Source organism: Pseudomonas sp. EL_65y_Pfl2_R95 (assembly GCF_963971045.1).
In the GTDB taxonomy this organism is placed as follows: domain Bacteria; phylum Pseudomonadota; class Gammaproteobacteria; order Pseudomonadales; family Pseudomonadaceae; genus Aquipseudomonas.
The window spans coordinates 215,972-234,161 of record NZ_CAXAOV010000007.1; the positions used below are offsets into that span (position 1 = coordinate 215,972).

Below are 18,190 nucleotides of genomic sequence, written 5' to 3' on the forward strand. Positions count from 1 at the left end.
CTATTTCGATTTTATAAATAATGAGACGGCAGGCATGGATCGGATATTGGCAATGCAGGTCTTCGGCCGGATTGTAGAACTGGGTGCATTTGGCAAGGCCGCCGATAGTCTTGGATTGCAGCGCGCATCCGTGACGCAGTTGATCAAACAGCTGGAGAGTCATCTGGGCGTGCAATTGCTTCAGCGCACCACCCGTCAGGTGCGCGCGACGCTGGATGGGCAGGCGTATTACCAGCGCTGTGTGCATTTACTGGCTGACATTGAAGACGCTGAGTCGTTCTTCTCGCAAACGCGCAACAATCCACAAGGGCGACTGCATGTTGACCTGCCAGCCTCCCTTGGGCACCGAGTTATTATTCCAGCTCTGGCTCAGTTCTGTGCTCGATACCCCAAGATTGAGTTAATTGTTGGCTCAAGTGACAGGCCGGTTGATTTGGTCCGCGAAGGCGTAGATTGCGTGGTTAGGGCAGGGCACATTCATGATTTAAGCTTGGTCGCCAGGCCCCTCACGCAATTGCCGCAGATCACCTGCGCAAGCGCTGAATACGTTAAACGCTTTGGCATGCCGATGAGCCTTGACGAGTTGCCTGCTCACCGTGCGGTGAATTTTGCTTCAGCGCTGAATGGTCGGGTGTTTCCTTTCGAGTTTCAGGTAGACGGCAAGATGATTGAGGTCGCACAGCCGGGCATAATTACCGTGACCAATGCAGAAGGCTACGTGGCTGCCTGTGAAGCCGGCCTAGGGATTATTCAGGCGCCGCACTACCACCTTCAAGAACAGCTCGAAAATGGCAGTCTGATCGAGATTCTAAGCCTGCACCGCCCGCCAACCATGCCGCTTACTGCGCTATATCCGCAGCACCGGCAGTTATCACGACGGGTGCGAGTGTTTGTCGACTGGCTGGTTGAATTGTTCGCCGACGATCAATGGCTACAGACGCTGAATAAATAAGCGGTGGCGGTTCCTGTGCTTCAAGTCAGGCCGTACAGATGTTCAAGCCGCTAACTTATCTGTACAGACCCAGGCTGGCGATGGCATTTGCGCTGCTATGTGCGCCTTTTTGGCTACTTGCCTGGGTACTTGCTCAAGTCTGACCCGCAGCGGATCAAGCAATAATGTCGCCGTTCAATAAGCATTCTTGAGGCTTCAAATCAGGCTGATTTGAAGCACATTGGCACAAACTGCAACAGACCATAAGTAAATAGCGGGTAAAGAGCCTTTGCTTAGGCCTTAAGAGTGCTTATCGTTCAGCTTCCCCAAGGAAGTGATCTGAGATATGCCTGATTCAAACAACACCTTAATCCCCGCAAAAGCCTCGCGCCAATGGCTGATTGGCTTGGTTTTATTGGCTGTACTGGCTGCATTGGTATGGGGTTTTTGGCCCGCAGCACCGAAGAAAGTAAGCAACCAACGGTTCGGCGATATGGGGCCAGTTCCGGTGCGGGTGGCTGAAGTCACTGCCGCCGACTTCCCAATAGAATTAAAAGCCCTTGGCACCGTAACTGCCTACAACACGGTGAATGTACGGGGGCGGGTCGATGGTGAGTTGATGAAACTGCTGTTTACCGATGGGCAGCAGGTAAAGGCAGGGGATTTGTTGGCCGTGATAGACCCACGCCCCTATCAGGTGGCATTGCAGCAAGCGCAAGGCGCGGTGCTGGAAAATCAGGCGCAGTTAAAAAACGCTGAAATCGATTTGGCGCGCTACAAAGGCCTTTACGCCGAAGATTCGATTGCCAAGCAGACCTTGGACACCCAATCGGCTTTGGTTAATCAATATCAGGGCACGGTTAAATCCAATCAAGCCTCTGTGGCTGAAGCCAAGCTCAACCTTGAATTCACCCAAGTGCGCGCGCCGATCAGTGGCCGTTTGGGGTTGCGTCAGGTTGATATTGGTAACTTGGTAACCTCAGGGGATGAGCTGCCGCTGGTGGTGATCACCGAAACCACACCTATTGCCGTGATGTTCACCTTGCCAGAGGCTGAACTGCCTGCGGTATTGAAGCATTATCGCGCCGGCGAAACACTTGCCGTTGAGGCCTGGGACCGTAGCGAGAAAAACCGTTTGGCTGTTGGCCAGTTAGAGACGCTGGATAACCTGATCGATACTGCCACGGGCACCGTCAAGCTCAAGGCACGTTTCGACAATGCTGACGAAATGCTCTATCCCAATCAATTTGTCAATGTTCGCCTGCGCGTCGAAACCCGTAAAGGGGTTGATGTGATACCCGCCGCTGCACTGCAGTTCGGTTCCAAAGGGCCCTTCGTCTATATCGTCGACAATGAAGACAAGATCCGGATTCGCCAGGTCGAAGTTGGCCCAAGTAACGGCGAAACAACCTTGATCGAGAAGGGCGTCAAGGTCGGCGACCGCGTTGTGCTTGAAGGAACAGACCGCTTGCGTGACGGCAATAAAGTCGAGGTATTGGGGACAGGTTTTACACCTGAGCCTGAGGCGGCACCTGTTCCTGTCGCCGCAGAGGCCAATGGTCAGTCGAAGCCTAAAGCATGAATGTTTCTCGCCTGTTTATCCTGCGTCCGGTGGCAACCACGCTGATTATGGTGGCGATCTTTCTTAGCGGGATCATCGCTTACCGCTTGCTGCCGGTATCGGCATTGCCTGAGGTGGATTACCCGACTATCCGGGTCATGACGCTTTACCCGGGTGCCAGCCCTGATGTGATGACCAGCGCCGTTACTGCGCCGCTTGAGCGTCAGTTCGGGCAAATGGCGGGCTTGAAACAGATGTCATCGACCAGTTCCGGCGGCGCCTCGGTTATCACCTTGCGGTTTAACCTTGAAATTGAGTTGGATGTCGCCGAGCAAGAGGTGCAAGCCGCCATTAACGGAGCAACGAACCTGTTGCCCGGTGATCTGCCAGCTCCGCCGGTGTACAGCAAGGTAAACCCAGCAGATACGCCGGTAATGACCTTGGCAATCAGTTCGAAAACCTTGCGCCTGCCTGAAATTAACGATTTGGTGGATACCCGCCTGGCGCAGAAACTGGCGCAAACCAGCGGTGTTGGCTTGGTCTCTTTGGCCGGTGGCCAACGTCCGGCTGTGCGCATCCGGGTGAACCCTGATGCATTGGCGTCTTATGGTTTGAACTTGGCGGACATTCGCACGCTGATAACCGCCAGCAACGTCAACCAGCCCAAAGGTAACTTTGACGGCCCGACCCGGGTCTCGCAGTTGGATGCCAACGATCAACTGATATCAGTGGATCAATACCGTCAGTTGATTATCAACTACAGCGACGGCGCGACCTTGCGCCTTAAAGATGTCGCAACCATAGTCGATGGCGCCGAGAACCAGCGGCTGGCGGCCTGGGCCAACCTGAACAAAACCATTCTGGTCAATGTGCAGCGCCAGCCGGGCGCTAACGTGATTGATGTGGTCGATCGCATTCAAACCCTGCTGCCTAATTTGACCGAAGGTTTGCCTGCCAGCGTGGATGTTACGGTGCTGACCGATCGCACCCAAACCATTCGCGCTGCAGTGAGTGATGTACAACACGAGATGCTGATGGCCATCGCTCTCGTGGTCTTGGTGACATTTCTGTTTTTGCGCCGGTTATCGGCGACCATTATTCCCTCGATTGTGGTGCCGCTGTCGCTGATCGGCAGCTTCGGCATCATGTACCTCGCCGGGTTTACCATCAACAACCTGACCTTGATGGCGCTTACCATCGCCACCGGCTTTGTGGTCGATGATGCAATCGTCATGCTGGAGAATATCGCCCGCCATATTGAAGAGGGCGAAACCCCGTTCAATGCCGCACTCAAGGGGGCCAGGCAAATTGGCTTTACCTTGGTGTCGTTGACCATCTCGCTGATCGCGGTGTTGATCCCGCTGTTATTTATGGCGGATGTGGTGGGGCGCTTGTTTCGCGAATTTGCCATCACCCTGGCCGTGGCGATCCTGATCTCGCTGGTGATTTCCCTGACTTTGACGCCGATGATGTGCGCGCGCTTGCTTAAGCGCGAGCCTGAGCCCGAAGAGCAGTCGGGGTTTTATAAAGCCAGCGGCGAGTGGATTGATCGTCTGATTCACCATTATGGCATCTGGTTGCAATGGGTACTCAAGCGTCAGCCCCTGACCTTGTTTGTGGCAATAGCGACCATGGCGCTCACCGTGGTGTTGTACATGGCGGTGCCCAAGGGCTTTTTCCCGGTGCAGGACACCGGCGTAATTCAAGGCATCTCGGAAGCGCCGCAGTCGATTTCCTTTACGGCCATGAGTGAACGTCAGCAGCGGCTTGCCGAAGTGGTGTTGAAAGACCCGGCCGTGAGCAGCCTGTCGTCCTATATTGGGGTTGATGGCGATAACCCCACGCTGAACAGCGGGCGCATGCTGATCAACCTCAAGCCCCACAGCGAGCGGGATCTGACCGCCAGCGAAGTGATTGACCGCCTACGCCCTGAACTGGCCAAGCTCAGTGGTATTCAGCTGTATTTGCAGCCGGTGCAAGATTTGTCGATTGAAGACCGTGTCAGTCGCACCCAGTTTCAGTTCAGCATGGAATCCCCCGATCTGGCGTTACTGGAAGAGTGGGTGCCAAAGCTGGTGAGCAAGCTGCAACAACAACCCGAACTGAGCGACGTCACCAGTGACCTGCAAAACCGCGGCTTGCAGGTTTATCTGGATATAGACCGCGACATAGCCGGGCGTCTGGGGGTCAAGGTATCGGACATCGACGACGCACTGTATGACGCTTTTGGCCAGCGCCAGATCTCGACCATTTATACCCAGGCCAACCAGTACCGCGTTGTTCTGGAAAGTGAGAATGCGGGCAGTATTGGCCCGGCCGCCTTGCGTCAAATTCACGTTGCAACTGCGGATGGAGCGCAGGTGCCGCTGTCAGACTTGGCCCATATCGAGCAGCGCGCAGCAAGCTTGCTGATTAACCACATTGGGCAATTTCCAGCCGCGACCTTGTCGTTCAATCTGGCGCCCGGTATAGCGCTGGGTGATGCGGTCAAGGTGATCGAGCAGGCGCAGCAGGACATCGGTTTGCCGGCGGGTATTCAGACCGAGTTTCAGGGCGCGGCCCAAGCGTTTCGCGCATCGCTGTCGAGTACATTGCTGCTGATTCTGGCAGCCGTGGTGACCATGTACATTGTGCTCGGCGTGCTTTACGAGAGCTATATTCACCCGATCACCATCCTTTCGACATTGCCGTCGGCTGGGGTCGGCGCACTGCTGGCCTTGCTGCTGACCGGCAACGACCTGGGCCTGATCGCAATCATCGGCATCATCTTGTTGATTGGTATCGTTAAGAAGAACGCGATCATGATGATCGACTTCGCCCTCGACGCCGAACGCAACCAGGGCATGGAACCGCAAGCGGCTATCTATCAGGCTGCGTTATTGCGTTTCCGACCCATTCTGATGACGACCCTGGCTGCACTGTTTGGTGCCGTGCCACTGATGCTGGCGTCTGGCTCGGGTGCTGAGTTGCGTCAACCCTTGGGCCTAGTGATGGTCGGTGGGTTGCTGGTCAGCCAGGTGCTGACGCTGTTTACCACGCCAGTGATTTACCTCTACTTCGACCGCTTGGCGCGTCATGTGACCGGGCGCAGCGCTTCTGGGATTGTGGTTAAACCATGAACCTTTCCGCGCCATTTATTCGTCGTCCTGTGGCGACGCTGTTATTGAGTCTGGCCATTATATTGGTCGGCGCTGTCAGTTACGGCTTGCTCGCAGTTGCGCCGCTGCCAGATATGGATTTTCCGGTGATCACGGTGGATGCTTCATTGCCGGGTGCCAGCCCGCAGATCATGGCATCCAGCGTGGCAACGCCGCTGGAGCGTTCGCTGGGGACCATTGCCGGCATCAGCCAGATGAACAGCCGCAGCAGCCAGGGCAGCACGCGGATCATGATCCAGTTTGAACTGGACCGTGATATCAATGCCGCTGCCCGTGAAGTTCAGGCGGCAATCAATGCTTCCCGAGACCTGCTGCCGAGTGGCATGCGCAGCATGCCAACTTACCGCAAGATCAATCCATCGCAAGCGCCGATCATGGTGCTGGCGCTGTCATCCGATGTGCTCAGTAAAGGCCAGTTGTATGATGTAGCCTCATCGGTGATTGCACAAAAGTTGTCGCAAGTAACCGGTGTGGGCGAAGTGCAGATTGGTGGTAGTTCGTTGCCGGCTGTGCGTGTATCGCTGCAGCCGCGCATGCTTGATCATTACGGGATTGCCTTGGACGACGTGCGCCAGGCGATCAGTGATGCCAACGCCAAGCGGCCTAAGGGGGCGGTCGAAGATGCCAGCAATCATTGGCAGATTCAGGCCAGTGACCAGCTTGAAAAAGCCGCTGACTACAAGCCCATGATCATCCGTTACCAAGATGGCTCGGTGGTGCGCCTAAGTGATGTCGCCAAGGTGACTGATGGGGTTGAGGATCGCTACAACAGCGGTTTTTATAACGACCAAAGTTCGGTGTTGCTGGTTATCAACCGCCAAACTGGCGCCAATATCATCGAAACCATTGCCAGTATCCGCGAGCAATTACCGGCGCTGCGAGCGGTGATTCCCGCCAGTGTTGACCTGCAAATCGCGATGGATCGATCACCGGTGATTCGGGCCACTTTGCACGAAGCCGAACGCACCTTGCTGATCGCGGTCGCTTTGGTCATTTTAGTGGTCTACGGTTTTCTTGGCCGTTGGCGCGCATCGATGATTCCTGCTTTGGCCGTACCGGTGTCATTGGTGGGCACCTTTGCCGCCATGTATTTACTCGGGTTTTCGCTGAACAACCTGTCGCTGATGGCATTGATTCTGGCAACGGGGTTGGTCGTTGACGATGCCATTGTGGTGCTTGAGAACATTTCCCGGCATATCGAAAACGGCGAAACGCCCATGGCCGCCTCGTTCAAAGGGGCAAAAGAGGTCGGCTTTACTTTGCTGGCGATGAATCTGTCACTGGTGGCGGTTTTTGTCTCCATTCTGTTTATGGGCGGCTTGGTCGAGAGCTTGTTCCGCGAGTTCTCGATCACCTTGGCCGTTTCGATCATTATTTCCTTGTTGGTTTCGCTCACGCTTACGCCGATGCTCTGCGCGCGCTGGCTAAAAGCCGAAGATCACCAGCAGCCACCTGGGCGTCTGCAACAGTATTTGGAGCGTTTCGGCGCGGTGGTTTTAAATGGCTATCGGCGCAGTCTGGATTGGGCGTTGCGCCACTCGTTACTGATGTTGATGAGCTTGTTCGCAACCATCGCCTTGAACGTCGTGCTGTTTATCATTGTGCCGAAAACCTTTTTGCCGCAACAGGACACGGGCCAGCTAATCGGCTTTGTCCGCGGCGACGACGGGTTGTCGTTCCAAGTCATGCAACCGAAGATGGAAACCTACCGCCGGGCCATTCTCAAAGATCCAGCGGTGGATAGCGTGGCCGGTTTCGTCGGGGGTGCCGGTGGTATCAATAACGCCTTTATTATCGTGCGTCTGAAGGAAGTCTCCGAGCGCAAGATTTCCTCGCAAGAAGTGATCAATCGCCTGCGTAGAGATGTGCCCAAAGTGGCGGGCGGGCGGTTGTTTTTGATGCCTGACCAAGACCTGCAAATCGGTGGCCGGCAAGGGCGCAGTTCGGAAAATGAATACATGTTGTTGTCGGGTGATCTTGACCAACTGCGCCAGTGGCTACCGAAAGTCCGTGAGGCCCTGCGCGCGTTGCCTGAGTTGACTGATATTGACGCCAAAGAGAACGAAGGCGCGCAGCAGATCAGCCTGGTGGTTGACCGCGACATGGCCAAGCGTTTTGGGGTAGACATGGCAATGGTCACCAGTGTGCTGAATAACGCTTACAGTCAGCGGCAGGTATCAACCATCTATGACACGCTCAACCAATACAGCGTGGTTATGGAAGTGGATAAGAAATATGCCGAGCACCCTGAATCCTTGGATCAGATCAAGCTTATTACGGCTGACGGTAACCGGGTACCGCTGTCCACATTTGCCCATTGGGAGCGCAGCCTAGAGGAAGACCGGGTTAACCACCAAGGTCAGTTTGCCTCAGAGAATATCGGCTTCTCCCTGGCTGAAGGTGTCAGTCTTGATCAGGCAACAGCAGCCATCGACAAGGCGGTAGCCAAGGTTAATTTGCCCACTGAAGTGCAGGGCATGATGAGCGGCACGGGGGCGGCATTTCAGCAAACCCAGGACAACCAACCGCTGATGATCTTGCTGGCTTTGGGCGTGGTCTATATCGTCCTGGGCGTGCTTTACGAGAGTTACGTGCACCCCTTGACCATTCTTTCAACCTTGCCTTCAGCCGGGGTTGGCGCATTACTCGCGCTGGAATTATTAAATACCGAGTTCAGCCTGATTTCATTATTGGGGTTGTTCTTGCTGATCGGGGTGGTCAAGAAAAATGCGATCCTGATGATCGACTTGGCGCTGCAGTTTGAGCGTCAGCAAAACATGAGTCCATTCGAATCGATCCGCCACGCCTGCCTGCTGCGTTTTCGACCGATTATGATGACCACCCTTGCAGCGATTCTTGGAGCATTGCCCTTGGTGTTGAGCAGCGCTGAAGGCTCGGAAATGCGCAAGCCACTGGGGATTACCATTGTTGGTGGGCTTATCCTCAGCCAACTGCTGACCCTGTACACCACCCCAGTTATTTACCTTTATTTCGACCGCCTGCGCCACCGGGTCAACCGCTGGCGCGGCGTGCGTACCGATGCAGCCTTGGACACACCTTTATGATTACCGTCACCCATGCTAACGCTCGCAATACGCGCCTCTTAAGTCTTCTGGCAATCAGCCTGACCTTGAGTGCGTGCGCGATTGGTCCAGACTATGAGCGTCCTGAACTCAATACCCCCGCACAATTCAAGCAGGTGGCCGGCTGGAAATCCGCAGCGCCCAGCGATGCACTTGAGCGTGGCGCATGGTGGGAACTGTACGGAGACGCAGAACTGAATGCCTTGGTCGCGCGGTTAAACGTCTCCAACCAGAATCTGGCTGCAGCTGAAGCCCAGTATCGTCAAGCGCGGGCCCTCGTACGTGGCGCCCGTGCGGGCTTTTACCCAACGCTTTCAGGCAGCACGGGCGTGAGCCGGACCGGCCAGGGTGGCGGCAGCAATGTGGTCTCGACTTCGGATGTGATTAATTCTGGCAGTAGCAGCACATCAAGTATCACTAAAAACTACGACGCCACACTCAATGCGGCATGGGAATTGGACATTTGGGGCAAATTGCGCCGTTCACTGGAATCAAGCAAAGCCGGGTTTGAAGCCAGTGCGGGCGATCTGGCCGCTGCCAAGCTGAGCTATCAGTCGGAGATGGTGCAGAACTACCTGCAGTTGCGCGTGCTGGATGATCAAAAGCGCCTTCTGGATGCCACCACCGCCGCCTATGCGCGCTCGCTCAAGCTGACAGAAAACCAATACAAAGCCGGCATTGTGCCCAAGTCTGATGTCAGTCAGGCTTACACCCAGCTTAAAAGCACCGAAGCGCAAGCGATTGACCTCAATTGGCAGCGTGCACAGCTTGAACATGCGATTGCCGTGCTGGTGGGCGTATCGCCTGCTGAGTTGAGCATTGCTTCGCGTGAGGTGCTGCCTAATTTACCGCAAATCCCGGTGGCGTTACCTTCTCAACTCCTTGAGCGCAGGCCAGATGTGGCTGCAGCTGAACGCCGGGTTATTGCGGCTAACGCCGATATAGGGGTAGCCGAAGCAGCCTGGTATCCAGACTTATCGATTTCGGCATCGGGCGGTTATCGTGGCAGTAGTTTTCATGACTGGATTGACCTGCCAAACCGATTTTGGTCGATCGGCCCAAACCTGGCCATGACCCTGTTCGATGGCGGCGCGCGCAGTGCCGAGGTTGAGCGTACCGAAGCGGTCTACGACCAGACGGTAGCGCAGTATCGTCAGTCCGTGCTCGACAGCTTTCGCGAGGTTGAAGATTATCTGGTGCAGTTGAGGGTCATGGAGCAAGAGGCGCTCGTCCAGCAGCAAGCGGTGGATTCGGCGCGTGAGTCGCTGCGCTTGATCCAGAACCAGTACAAGGCTGGTACCGTTGACTTCAACAGCGTGGTCACCGTGCAGGCCACTGCATTGAGCAATGAGCGCACGGCGCTTACCCTGCTCGGCAGCCGGTTAACCGCGAGTGTGCAACTGATTGCTGCGCTGGGTGGTGGCTGGACAACCGCACAGCTGGTGCCGCCGGCCGATCAGTCCGATAAGCTTGATGACTAAGCAGATCGCCTAACCCGCGCGGGTTTTGTCGCGGGCTAGGCACAGGTGGTACTAATTCCGCGATTTGCGGTTTACGATCTGCGCCGCTTTCATCACATCTGCCCCAATCTGTTGTTCAAACTGGGCCCAAACCGGTTTCATCGCTTCGCGCCAGGCTTGGCGTTGCTGGTCATCGAGGGCGATGATCTGGCTACTGCCTGAGGCTTGAATACGGCTTCGGTCTGCTTGGTTCGCATCTTCCGCCTGGCGATTCACCGCATAGGTAACCTCATCAATAATCCCTTCAAGCACCACGCGTGTAGCGTGTGGAATGCTGTACCAGAATGTCGGATTGCTCACCAGCATATAGTCGAGCACCCCGTGGTTGGTTTCAGTTATATACGGCTGAACGGTATTGAGTTTTTTGCTGTAGATATTCGACCACGGATTTTCCGCGCCTTGTACCGTACCGGCTTGGAGGGCTTTGAACACCTCGGAAAATGGCAGCACCTCTGGGGTTGCGGCGAGTTGATTGAATTGTGCGCTGAGTACATCGGAAGGTTGGATGCGAAACTTCAGTCCAGCAGCATCAGCGGGCGTGTACAGGGCCTTGTTCGCCGACAACTGCTTCATGCCGTTATGCCAATAGGCCAGGCCCACAATGCCTTTGGCTTCCATGCTGCGCAGCAGTTGACGGCCTTTGGCGCGTTTTTGAAAGCGATTTACCGCTTCCAGGTCATCGAACAGGAAAGGCAAGTCAAAGATTTGCAATTGCTTGGTGTAGTCGCCGAATTTAGCCAGTGAGGGTGCCAGCATCTGCACCTTGCCATCTTTCAAGGCTTGCAGTTCATCGGCATCGCCATAGAGTGAAGAGTTGGCATACACCTCAACCGCAACTTTTCCTTCCAGGCGTTCTTCGACCAGCTTTTTAAACAGCAGTGCACCTTGTCCCTTGGGTGTGTCATCGGTCACCACGTGGGAAAACTTTATCACTATCGGGCCATTTTGCTGGGCGCTCATGGCCGGTGTCGAGGTGATCGCCATGGCACAGGCCGCCACGGCAAACAGTTGCTTAAACATGCAGGAATCCTTTTGTTTTTTTTATCAGTGTTGGCGCTTTGTGCGTCTGTACCTATCGCAATGCCTGTGCCAATTACGCGGATTGTGCCGAGGGTAATGTTTTCCTAAAAACCTAGGTGAACCAGTTCGCAGTGAGTGGCGATATATCGCCATCTATGGCGACCTTATCAGCGGAATATCGCCGGTTGGGACAGCGAACCCCCACTGTGTTTCCTGTTAAAACTGGTCATTAGATTGCCCAACTCCAGATGACTGGTCGCTCAGGGTGCTTAATTCAGAGCTATACAAAGGTAAGTCACAGTTTTTGCATAGTGTCATTTTGCCGTTATCTCAGCCTGTGCTGATGCAAGCCCCATAAGAGAGTGTTTTTATGTCTAAAGTTGCCATAGTCACAGGTGCCTCCCGAGGCATTGGTGCTGCCATTGCCAAACGCTTGGCCAAAGAAGGCATAAGCGTGGTGGTTAATTACGCGTCAAACCCTGCGGATGCTGAAAATGTTGTGCGCGAAATAATGGCTTCAGGCGGCAAAGCCTATGCCGTGCTGGCCGATATCGCGGATCCGGTTGCAGTCGAAGCGTTGTTCGATCAAACCGAAGTGGCGTTCGGAGGTATCGACATATTGGTCAACAATGCGGGGGTTATCCAGCCGGGCTTGGTGCCGCTCAAAGATACTGATGATGAGCTGTATCAGCGGATTTTCTCGATCAATACCCAAGGCACCTTCAACACCTTGCGCCTCGCGGCCATACGCCTGCGCGACGGCGGTCGCATTGTCAATTTTTCAACCAGCGTGATTGGCATGGCGTTGCCAGGTTATTCGGTTTATGCCGCATCCAAAGCGGCAGTTGAAGTGTTTACGCAGATTTTTTCCAAGGAGCTTCGTGGTCGGCGTATCAGTGTTAACGCGATTGCCCCTGGGCCAACAGCAACTGACTTATTCTTTAACGGCAAGTCCGAAGAGTTGATCGAAAAACTGACCCTGCAACCTCCACTTGAACGATTGGGCGCCCCTGAAGATATCGCCAGTGCTGTGGCCTTTCTGGTCAGCGAGGAGGGTGCTTGGGTCAACGGCCAGACCATAAGGGTTAACGGCGGCATCGTCTGAGGTTCTGCACCTTAGACTTTAGCCCTGAGTCGCCGGCTCACAAATTTCTTGATCAGGATGCTCAGCACTATCCCACTGCAAATCGCCAGCAGCGGCAGTGTGGTTGTCAGGTGCAGGGTCGGGAATACCAGCAGGATTTGTGAGTCGTTGCCGCCGAGCATCATGGACGCGCCACCGCCCATCAGGGTTCCGGCAAACAGGTAGCGGCCTGAGTCGCGCCAGTTGACTGCTCGATAGTCGAATGTGTTGCGGGCAATGGTGAAGCTGAACATGCCTAGCAGCAGCAAGCCGAATACCCCAAGCCGGGCAGCGCTAATGTGCCACTCACCAGGGATCCATACGGCCTTAGCCAAGTCGTAAAACAGTAGGCTAGGAGTCCAGAGCGGCTCGAAGGTATACAGCGCACTGGTCAGCAGACCGAGCAAAATACTGTAGCCAACAAAGTGCTTTTCCCGTTGAAAACGAATAAGCAAGAGCAGGCAGCCAATAACCAAGCCAATCGCCATAAGGTAGTTGAAGCTTGAGGGCGATGGCGCAAGCCGCAGCTTTTCAGTTACATCCATGTTCAAGTGATGCCAGAGCACAATCCCGACAACCCAGCCAATAATGGTAAAGGCTTTGCTGATATCACCGCGTGCCAGCTTGGTCAGTGTGCCGACGCTGCAGCCGTCATTGATCACTGAGCTGATGCCAAAGAGTAATCCACCCAGAATGATGTGATGGAAAGGAGCCATTGGCTGATAAAACGGTTGTGACACGCCAAGAGCGTGGTAAAGCGGCGTCAGCAACAGTCCAAACAGGCCGCATGACACCAGCGCTATGAACAGAGTGGGCCGTTTATACAGCGCCATGGTGATGGCTGCCACTAGACACAACCCCATGCGCTGCGAGACCCAACCGATCAGAAATGCCAATGTAAGGGTGATAAGCACCATAACCTCGTTGCCTTAACACAACTCCCGTTGCGCATTTTTGTCTCACCAGCGCCGCGATCAATTTCACACAGCCACTCGCCTGTCCGCGCCTCGGCGGATTAGCTCTAGAGTAGGGTGATGCCTGATTTGTTACGCATGCAGGTAAATAATGCTTCATACGCCAAGCTTGGCCACCGTGGGACAGGCAGCGCAAGGCTTGAGGTTGAGTCACGCTCGCGGGTTTTGCGGCGGGTAATAGTGATCAGAGCGCTAACCAAAAAGCCCCGCAACGGAGACCGGGCGGGGCTTGGGTTAGAGCAGCACGTACAACTCAGCTATTGGGTTGCCAGCCGCCGCCCAGGGTTTTGTAGATCGCGACGATCCCGCTGTACAACTGCACCTCAGCCAGGGCTTGGGTGTCTTCTGCGGCAAGTCGTTCACGCTCAGCATCGAGCAAGACTAAAAAATCGACCGTGCCCTCGCGATAGCGCACGGCTGCTTGTTCGGCTGCCGCACGGCTGGCTTCTGATTGGCGAATCAGCGCAAGCAGTCGTTGTTGGCGTTTGGCGTAGTCACTAAAGGCGTTTTCTGACTCTTCCAATGCTAACAACACTTGCTGCTCGTACTGCGCCAGGGCGCCTTCGGCATCGGCGTCGGCACCGCGAATCCGTGCTTTAACGCTGCCCAAGTCGAATGCTGCCCAGCTTATGCTTGGCGAAACGGCCCAAGCACGGGCTGCCGACGAACCAATCTGCGAACCACGTCCAGCAGTGAATCCGAGAAAACCACTGAGGCTGACGCGGGGAAACAAGTCAGCAGTGACCACGCCAATATTCGCTGTGGCCGCTGCCAGGTTTTGCTCGGCAGCGCGAATATCCGGACGTCGGCGCAGCAATTCCGCGGGGTCGCCAATGGGCAATGCTTTTGCAATCGCCGGGATCGGCTTGGGCGACAGATCTATGCTCATTTGATCCGCGCGCTGACCAAGCAAGGTCGCAATGCGATTGCGCGCCCGTACTTGCTCTGCCTGCAATTGTGGAACGCTGGCTTCAACGGCGGCCAGCCGTGCGTCGGCGCGCAATACATCCAACTCACTGCCGACACCGGCATCACGCAGTTGCTCAGTGATACCCCGTGACTCTTCCTGGTTATGCAGGTTTTCACGGGCGATCTGCTCACGCAACTGGGCGCCGCGCAAGCTGCCATAGGCATCAACCAGCTCAGCAATCAAACTGACTTGCAGCTGATAGTAATCAGCCTCAGCGACTTCTATTTGAGCATCGCTGGCTTCCAATTGCCGCTGGATTCGGCCAAACAGGTCAAGCTCCCAGACCATATCCAGGCCCAGATCATAGCGCTCGGTTTTAACCCGGTCGTCGGTGATATCTGGCTGCTGCGCCTTGCCGATTTCGCTACTGGCATGGCTGGTAATGGTCGGCAGTCGATCATTGGCAACGTCGTCACGGATAGCCCGGGCTGCACGTAAGCGAGAGAAGGCTACGCGCAGCTGACGGTTTTCCTGTAGGGACTGGTCGACCAACTGGTTCAGGGTTGGGTCGTCAAACTGTTGCCACCACAGGGCTTCAAAGTGCTCCTTGTCATACTTGCCAGCGTTTAACTGGGTCAGTTGTGCCGGGCTATTTTCAGGCTGTTTAAAGTCCGGGCCGACAGCGCAGGCTGATACTGCCAGGGCGAGCAGGGCAGGTGCGAATAATTTCAACTTCATACACTCGCCTCCTGCAACCGTTGCGCCCGCTTTGCTTGGCGCTTTTCAACAAACTTGCGAATCAGCACATAAAACACCGGCGTTAACAGCAGGCCGAAGAAGGTGACACCAAGCATGCCGCTGAACACCGCAACACCCATGGCATGGCGCATTTCGGCGCCTGCACCCGAGCTGAACACCAATGGCACTACACCCATGATGAAGGCAAAGCTGGTCATCAGAATGGGTCGCAACCGCAGGCGGCAGGCTTCGAGAACTGCACTCAACGGGTCCATGCCAGCTTCCTGCTGTTCCTTGGCGAACTCGACAATCAGAATTGCGTTTTTACAGGCCAGTCCGACCAGTACGATCAGGCCAATCTGCGTGAAGATGTTGTTATCGCCACCGGTCAGAATAACCCCGGCAATGGCTGATAAGAGCGTCATCGGTACGATCAGGATCACCGCCATCGGCATACTCCAGCTTTCGTACTGAGCCGCCAACACCAGAAACGCCAGCAACACGCAGAGCGGGAACACGAACATCGCGGTATTACCGGCCAGGATTTGCTGGAAGGTTAGCTCTGTCCACTCATAACTCATGCCATTGGGCAGCTGCTCATCAAGCAGGCGCTCCATTGCTGCCTGAGCTTGGCCTGAGCTGTAGCCAGGCGCCGCACCACCGTTGATTTCCGCGGTGATAAAGCCGTTGTAATGCATGACCCGATCAGGGCCGGAGCTGTCCTTGACCTTGATGAAGGTCGAAAGGGGCACCATTTCACCGCGGTTATTGCGCACTTTTAGCTGGCCAATCTGGTCGGCATCAACCCGGTACTTTTGATCGGCCTGCACATTAACCTGGTAGGTGCGGCCAAAGCGGTTGAAGTCGTTGGCATACAGTGAACCGAGGTACACCTGCATGGTGTCGAAGATATCGCTGATGGCAACGCCGTGGATCTTGGCTTTGTCACGGTCAATATCGGCATCGACTTGCGGTACGTTTACCTGATAGCTGGTGAACAAGCCGGCAAGCTCAGGCACATCACGGCTTTTGGTGATGACGTTCTGCACTTGTTTATACAGCTCGTCGTACCCTTGATTGCCACGGTCCTCAATTTGTACACGGAAGCCACCAATGGTGCCCAGGCCTTGAACAGGCGGCGGGGGAAAAATCGCGATGTACGCCTCTTGAATATCGGCAAATTTGGCATTCAGCGCCGCTGCAATGGCATCAGCTGACTGGCTGGGGTCGGTACGCTGATCAAATGACTTCAGCGTGGTAAATACAATGCCGCTGTTCGGGCTGTTGGTGAAGCCGTTGATGGAAAGGCCCGGGAAGGCAACGGTGTTGGCAACCCCTGGGTATTCGCCGGCTATCTCAGACATGCGTTTGATCACATCTTCCGTGCGATCGATGCTTGCCGCATCCGGTAATTGCGCAAAGGCAACCAGATACTGCTTGTCCTGCGGTGGTACGAAACCGGTCGGTGTGCTGGCGAAGCCAAAGTAGGTCAATGCAACTAACCCACCATAGACCAGCATGGCAATGCTGCTGCCACGCAGAACGCGCGCGACGGTACCGACGTACCCATGACTGGCGCGGTCGAACATCCGGTTGAAGGGCTTGAACAGCCAGCCACCGAACATCCGGTCGAGGACACGAGAAAAACCATCTTTGGGTGCGTCGTGACTTTTCAGCAACACCGCAGCGAGTGCCGGCGACAGGGTCAGGGAGTTGAATGCCGAGATCACCGTCGAGATCGCAATGGTCAAGGCAAACTGTTGATAAAACTCGCCGGTAAGACCGGAGATAAAGGCGGTCGGCACAAACACCGCACAGAGCACCAACGCTGTGGCAATGATCGGTCCGGTGACTTCTTTCATGGCCTGTTTGGTGGCCTCGACAGGGGTTTTACCCAGGCCAATATTGCGCTCGACGTTCTCCACCACCACGATCGCATCATCGACCACAATACCGATCGCCAAGACAAGACCGAACAGCGATAACGCGTTGAGGGAGAAGCCAAACAGGTGCATGACCGCAAATGTACCAATCAAGGACACCGGCACAGCTGCCAGCGGAATGATCGAGGCGCGCCATGTTTGCAAGAACAGAATCACCACCAATACCACCAGCACGAGCGCTTCGAGCAGGGTATGAACAACGGCCTCGATAGAGCCACGGACGAAGATGGTCGGGTCGTAAACGATCTCGTAATCAATACCTTCCGGGAAGCTCTTTTTCAGTTCGGCCATGCGGGCACGGACCGAATCCGAAATCGCGATAGCGTTCGAACCGGGGCGTTGGAACACTGGAATCGCAACCGCAGGCTTATTATTGAGCAGTGAGCGCAGCGCATAGTTGTTAGAGCCTAACTCGATGCGAGCAATGTCTCTGAGACGGGTGATTTCACCATTGTCGCCCGCGCGAATAATGATGTTTTCGAACTCTTCTTCAGTGACTAAACGGCCTTGGGTGTTGATCGACAACTGAAAGCTGTTATCGCCTGCGCTAGGTGGCGCGCCCAGTGAACCGGCGGCAACCTGACGGTTCTGTTCGCGGATGGCATTGACCACATCGGTGGCCGTCAGGTTGCGCGAAGCGACCTTATTCGGGTCAAGCCAAACCCGTAGCGAGTATTCGCCCAGGCCAAAAAGCTGCACATCGCCCACACCGTCGAGTCGGGCTAGCTCGTCTTTGACATTGAGCGTGGCGTAGTTCGACAGGTAGAGCATGTCGTAACGGTTATCGGGCGAGAGTAAGTGGACCACCATGGTCAAGTCCGGCGATGCCTTATCGACGGTCACACCCAAGCGCTGAACCTCGGTGGGCAAGGTCGGCATTGTCCGGGTAACGCGGTTTTGCACCTGCACCTGGGCGTTGTCCAGATCAGAGCCCAGGGCGAAGGTAACGGTTAAGGTCAGTGCGCCATCCGAGGTGGCCTGGGAAGACATATACAACATGCCTTCAACGCCAGTAATGGCCTGCTCCAGAGGCGAGGCAACTGTTTCCCCAATCACTTTGGGGTTGGCACCCGGGAAGCTGGTGCGGACCACAACAGTGGGTGGCACCACTTCAGGGTATTCACTGATGGGTAATTGAAAGAGCGAGATAGCACCGGCAATCAAGATCAGCAGCGAAAGTACCGCCGCGAAGATTGGTCGTTTGATAAAGAACTGAGAGAAATTCATAA

At 55.3% G+C, this 18,190-nt stretch carries 10 protein-coding genes; 6 read left to right on the forward strand and 4 right to left on the reverse strand.

The features are described from left to right. Positions 1 to 34: 34 nt before the first annotated feature. From AACY09_RS20830 to AACY09_RS20850, 5 genes are all read left to right on the forward strand, one after another. Positions 35 to 952 carry a LysR family transcriptional regulator gene (locus AACY09_RS20830; protein ID WP_339490765.1) on the forward strand — a complete coding sequence of 306 codons (918 nt, stop codon included), beginning with the start codon at positions 35 to 37 and terminating at the stop codon, positions 950 to 952. Positions 953 to 1,277: 325 nt separating this feature from the next. Continuing rightward, positions 1,278 to 2,513 carry an MdtA/MuxA family multidrug efflux RND transporter periplasmic adaptor subunit gene (locus tag AACY09_RS20835; RefSeq protein ID WP_339490766.1) on the forward strand — a complete coding sequence of 412 codons (1,236 nt, stop codon included), beginning with the start codon at positions 1,278 to 1,280 and terminating at the stop codon, positions 2,511 to 2,513. Beyond that, positions 2,510 to 5,611: an MdtB/MuxB family multidrug efflux RND transporter permease subunit gene (locus tag AACY09_RS20840; protein WP_339490767.1), complete on the forward strand. Its 3,102-nt coding sequence runs from the start codon at positions 2,510 to 2,512 to the stop codon at positions 5,609 to 5,611. The genes AACY09_RS20835 and AACY09_RS20840 overlap by 4 nt, the downstream gene beginning before the upstream one ends. Further along, positions 5,608 to 8,715, forward strand: a complete 3,108-nt coding sequence (locus AACY09_RS20845) for an efflux RND transporter permease subunit (protein WP_339490769.1) — start codon at positions 5,608 to 5,610, stop codon at positions 8,713 to 8,715. The genes AACY09_RS20840 and AACY09_RS20845 overlap by 4 nt, the downstream gene beginning before the upstream one ends. Next, positions 8,712 to 10,214: an efflux transporter outer membrane subunit gene (locus AACY09_RS20850; RefSeq protein ID WP_339490770.1), complete on the forward strand. Its 1,503-nt coding sequence runs from the start codon at positions 8,712 to 8,714 to the stop codon at positions 10,212 to 10,214. The genes AACY09_RS20845 and AACY09_RS20850 overlap by 4 nt, the downstream gene beginning before the upstream one ends. A gap of 51 nt (positions 10,215 to 10,265) precedes the next feature. Here the strand turns inward: AACY09_RS20850 and AACY09_RS20855 are convergent, their stop codons facing one another. Then, positions 10,266 to 11,273, reverse strand: coding sequence for a TRAP transporter substrate-binding protein (locus AACY09_RS20855; protein WP_339490771.1), 1,008 nt, complete (start codon positions 11,271 to 11,273; stop codon positions 10,266 to 10,268). Positions 11,274 to 11,643: 370 nt separating this feature from the next. Here AACY09_RS20855 and AACY09_RS20860 point away from each other — a divergent pair, with 370 nt between their 5' ends. Beyond that, positions 11,644 to 12,378, forward strand: coding sequence for an SDR family oxidoreductase (locus AACY09_RS20860; protein ID WP_339490773.1), 735 nt, complete (start codon positions 11,644 to 11,646; stop codon positions 12,376 to 12,378). An 11-nt stretch (positions 12,379 to 12,389) separates the two neighbouring features. On the opposite strand, the gene AACY09_RS20865 is transcribed toward AACY09_RS20860, so the two are convergent. From AACY09_RS20865 to AACY09_RS20875, 3 genes are all read right to left on the reverse strand, one after another. Further along, positions 12,390 to 13,313: a YeeE/YedE thiosulfate transporter family protein gene (locus AACY09_RS20865; protein WP_339490776.1), complete on the reverse strand. Its 924-nt coding sequence runs from the start codon at positions 13,311 to 13,313 to the stop codon at positions 12,390 to 12,392. 310 nt (positions 13,314 to 13,623) lie between these two features. Beyond that, positions 13,624 to 15,018 carry a TolC family protein gene (locus tag AACY09_RS20870; protein WP_339490778.1) on the reverse strand — a complete coding sequence of 465 codons (1,395 nt, stop codon included), beginning with the start codon at positions 15,016 to 15,018 and terminating at the stop codon, positions 13,624 to 13,626. After that, positions 15,015 to 18,188 (reverse strand): efflux RND transporter permease subunit, encoded by a 3,174-nt coding sequence (locus AACY09_RS20875; protein ID WP_339490779.1) that lies wholly within the window; start codon positions 18,186 to 18,188, stop codon positions 15,015 to 15,017. Before AACY09_RS20875 ends, AACY09_RS20870 begins: the two co-directional genes overlap by 4 nt. Positions 18,189 to 18,190 lie beyond the last annotated feature (2 nt).

What these genes read in the sequence shown, in the direction of transcription:
- AACY09_RS20850 (WP_339490770.1), top strand. Translation starts at nt 8,712, where the DNA reads ATGATTACCGTCACCCATGCTAACGCTCGCAATACGCGCCTCTTAAGT.
- AACY09_RS20830 (WP_339490765.1), top strand. Translation starts at nt 35, where the DNA reads ATGGATCGGATATTGGCAATGCAGGTCTTCGGCCGGATTGTAGAACTG.
- AACY09_RS20855 (WP_339490771.1), bottom strand. Translation starts at nt 11,273, where the DNA reads ATGTTTAAGCAACTGTTTGCCGTGGCGGCCTGTGCCATGGCGATCACC.
- AACY09_RS20870 (WP_339490778.1), bottom strand. Translation starts at nt 15,018, where the DNA reads ATGAAGTTGAAATTATTCGCACCTGCCCTGCTCGCCCTGGCAGTATCA.
- AACY09_RS20840 (WP_339490767.1), top strand. Translation starts at nt 2,510, where the DNA reads ATGAATGTTTCTCGCCTGTTTATCCTGCGTCCGGTGGCAACCACGCTG.
- AACY09_RS20875 (WP_339490779.1), bottom strand. Translation starts at nt 18,188, where the DNA reads ATGAATTTCTCTCAGTTCTTTATCAAACGACCAATCTTCGCGGCGGTA.
- AACY09_RS20865 (WP_339490776.1), bottom strand. Translation starts at nt 13,313, where the DNA reads ATGGTGCTTATCACCCTTACATTGGCATTTCTGATCGGTTGGGTCTCG.
- AACY09_RS20860 (WP_339490773.1), top strand. Translation starts at nt 11,644, where the DNA reads ATGTCTAAAGTTGCCATAGTCACAGGTGCCTCCCGAGGCATTGGTGCT.
- AACY09_RS20835 (WP_339490766.1), top strand. Translation starts at nt 1,278, where the DNA reads ATGCCTGATTCAAACAACACCTTAATCCCCGCAAAAGCCTCGCGCCAA.
- AACY09_RS20845 (WP_339490769.1), top strand. Translation starts at nt 5,608, where the DNA reads ATGAACCTTTCCGCGCCATTTATTCGTCGTCCTGTGGCGACGCTGTTA.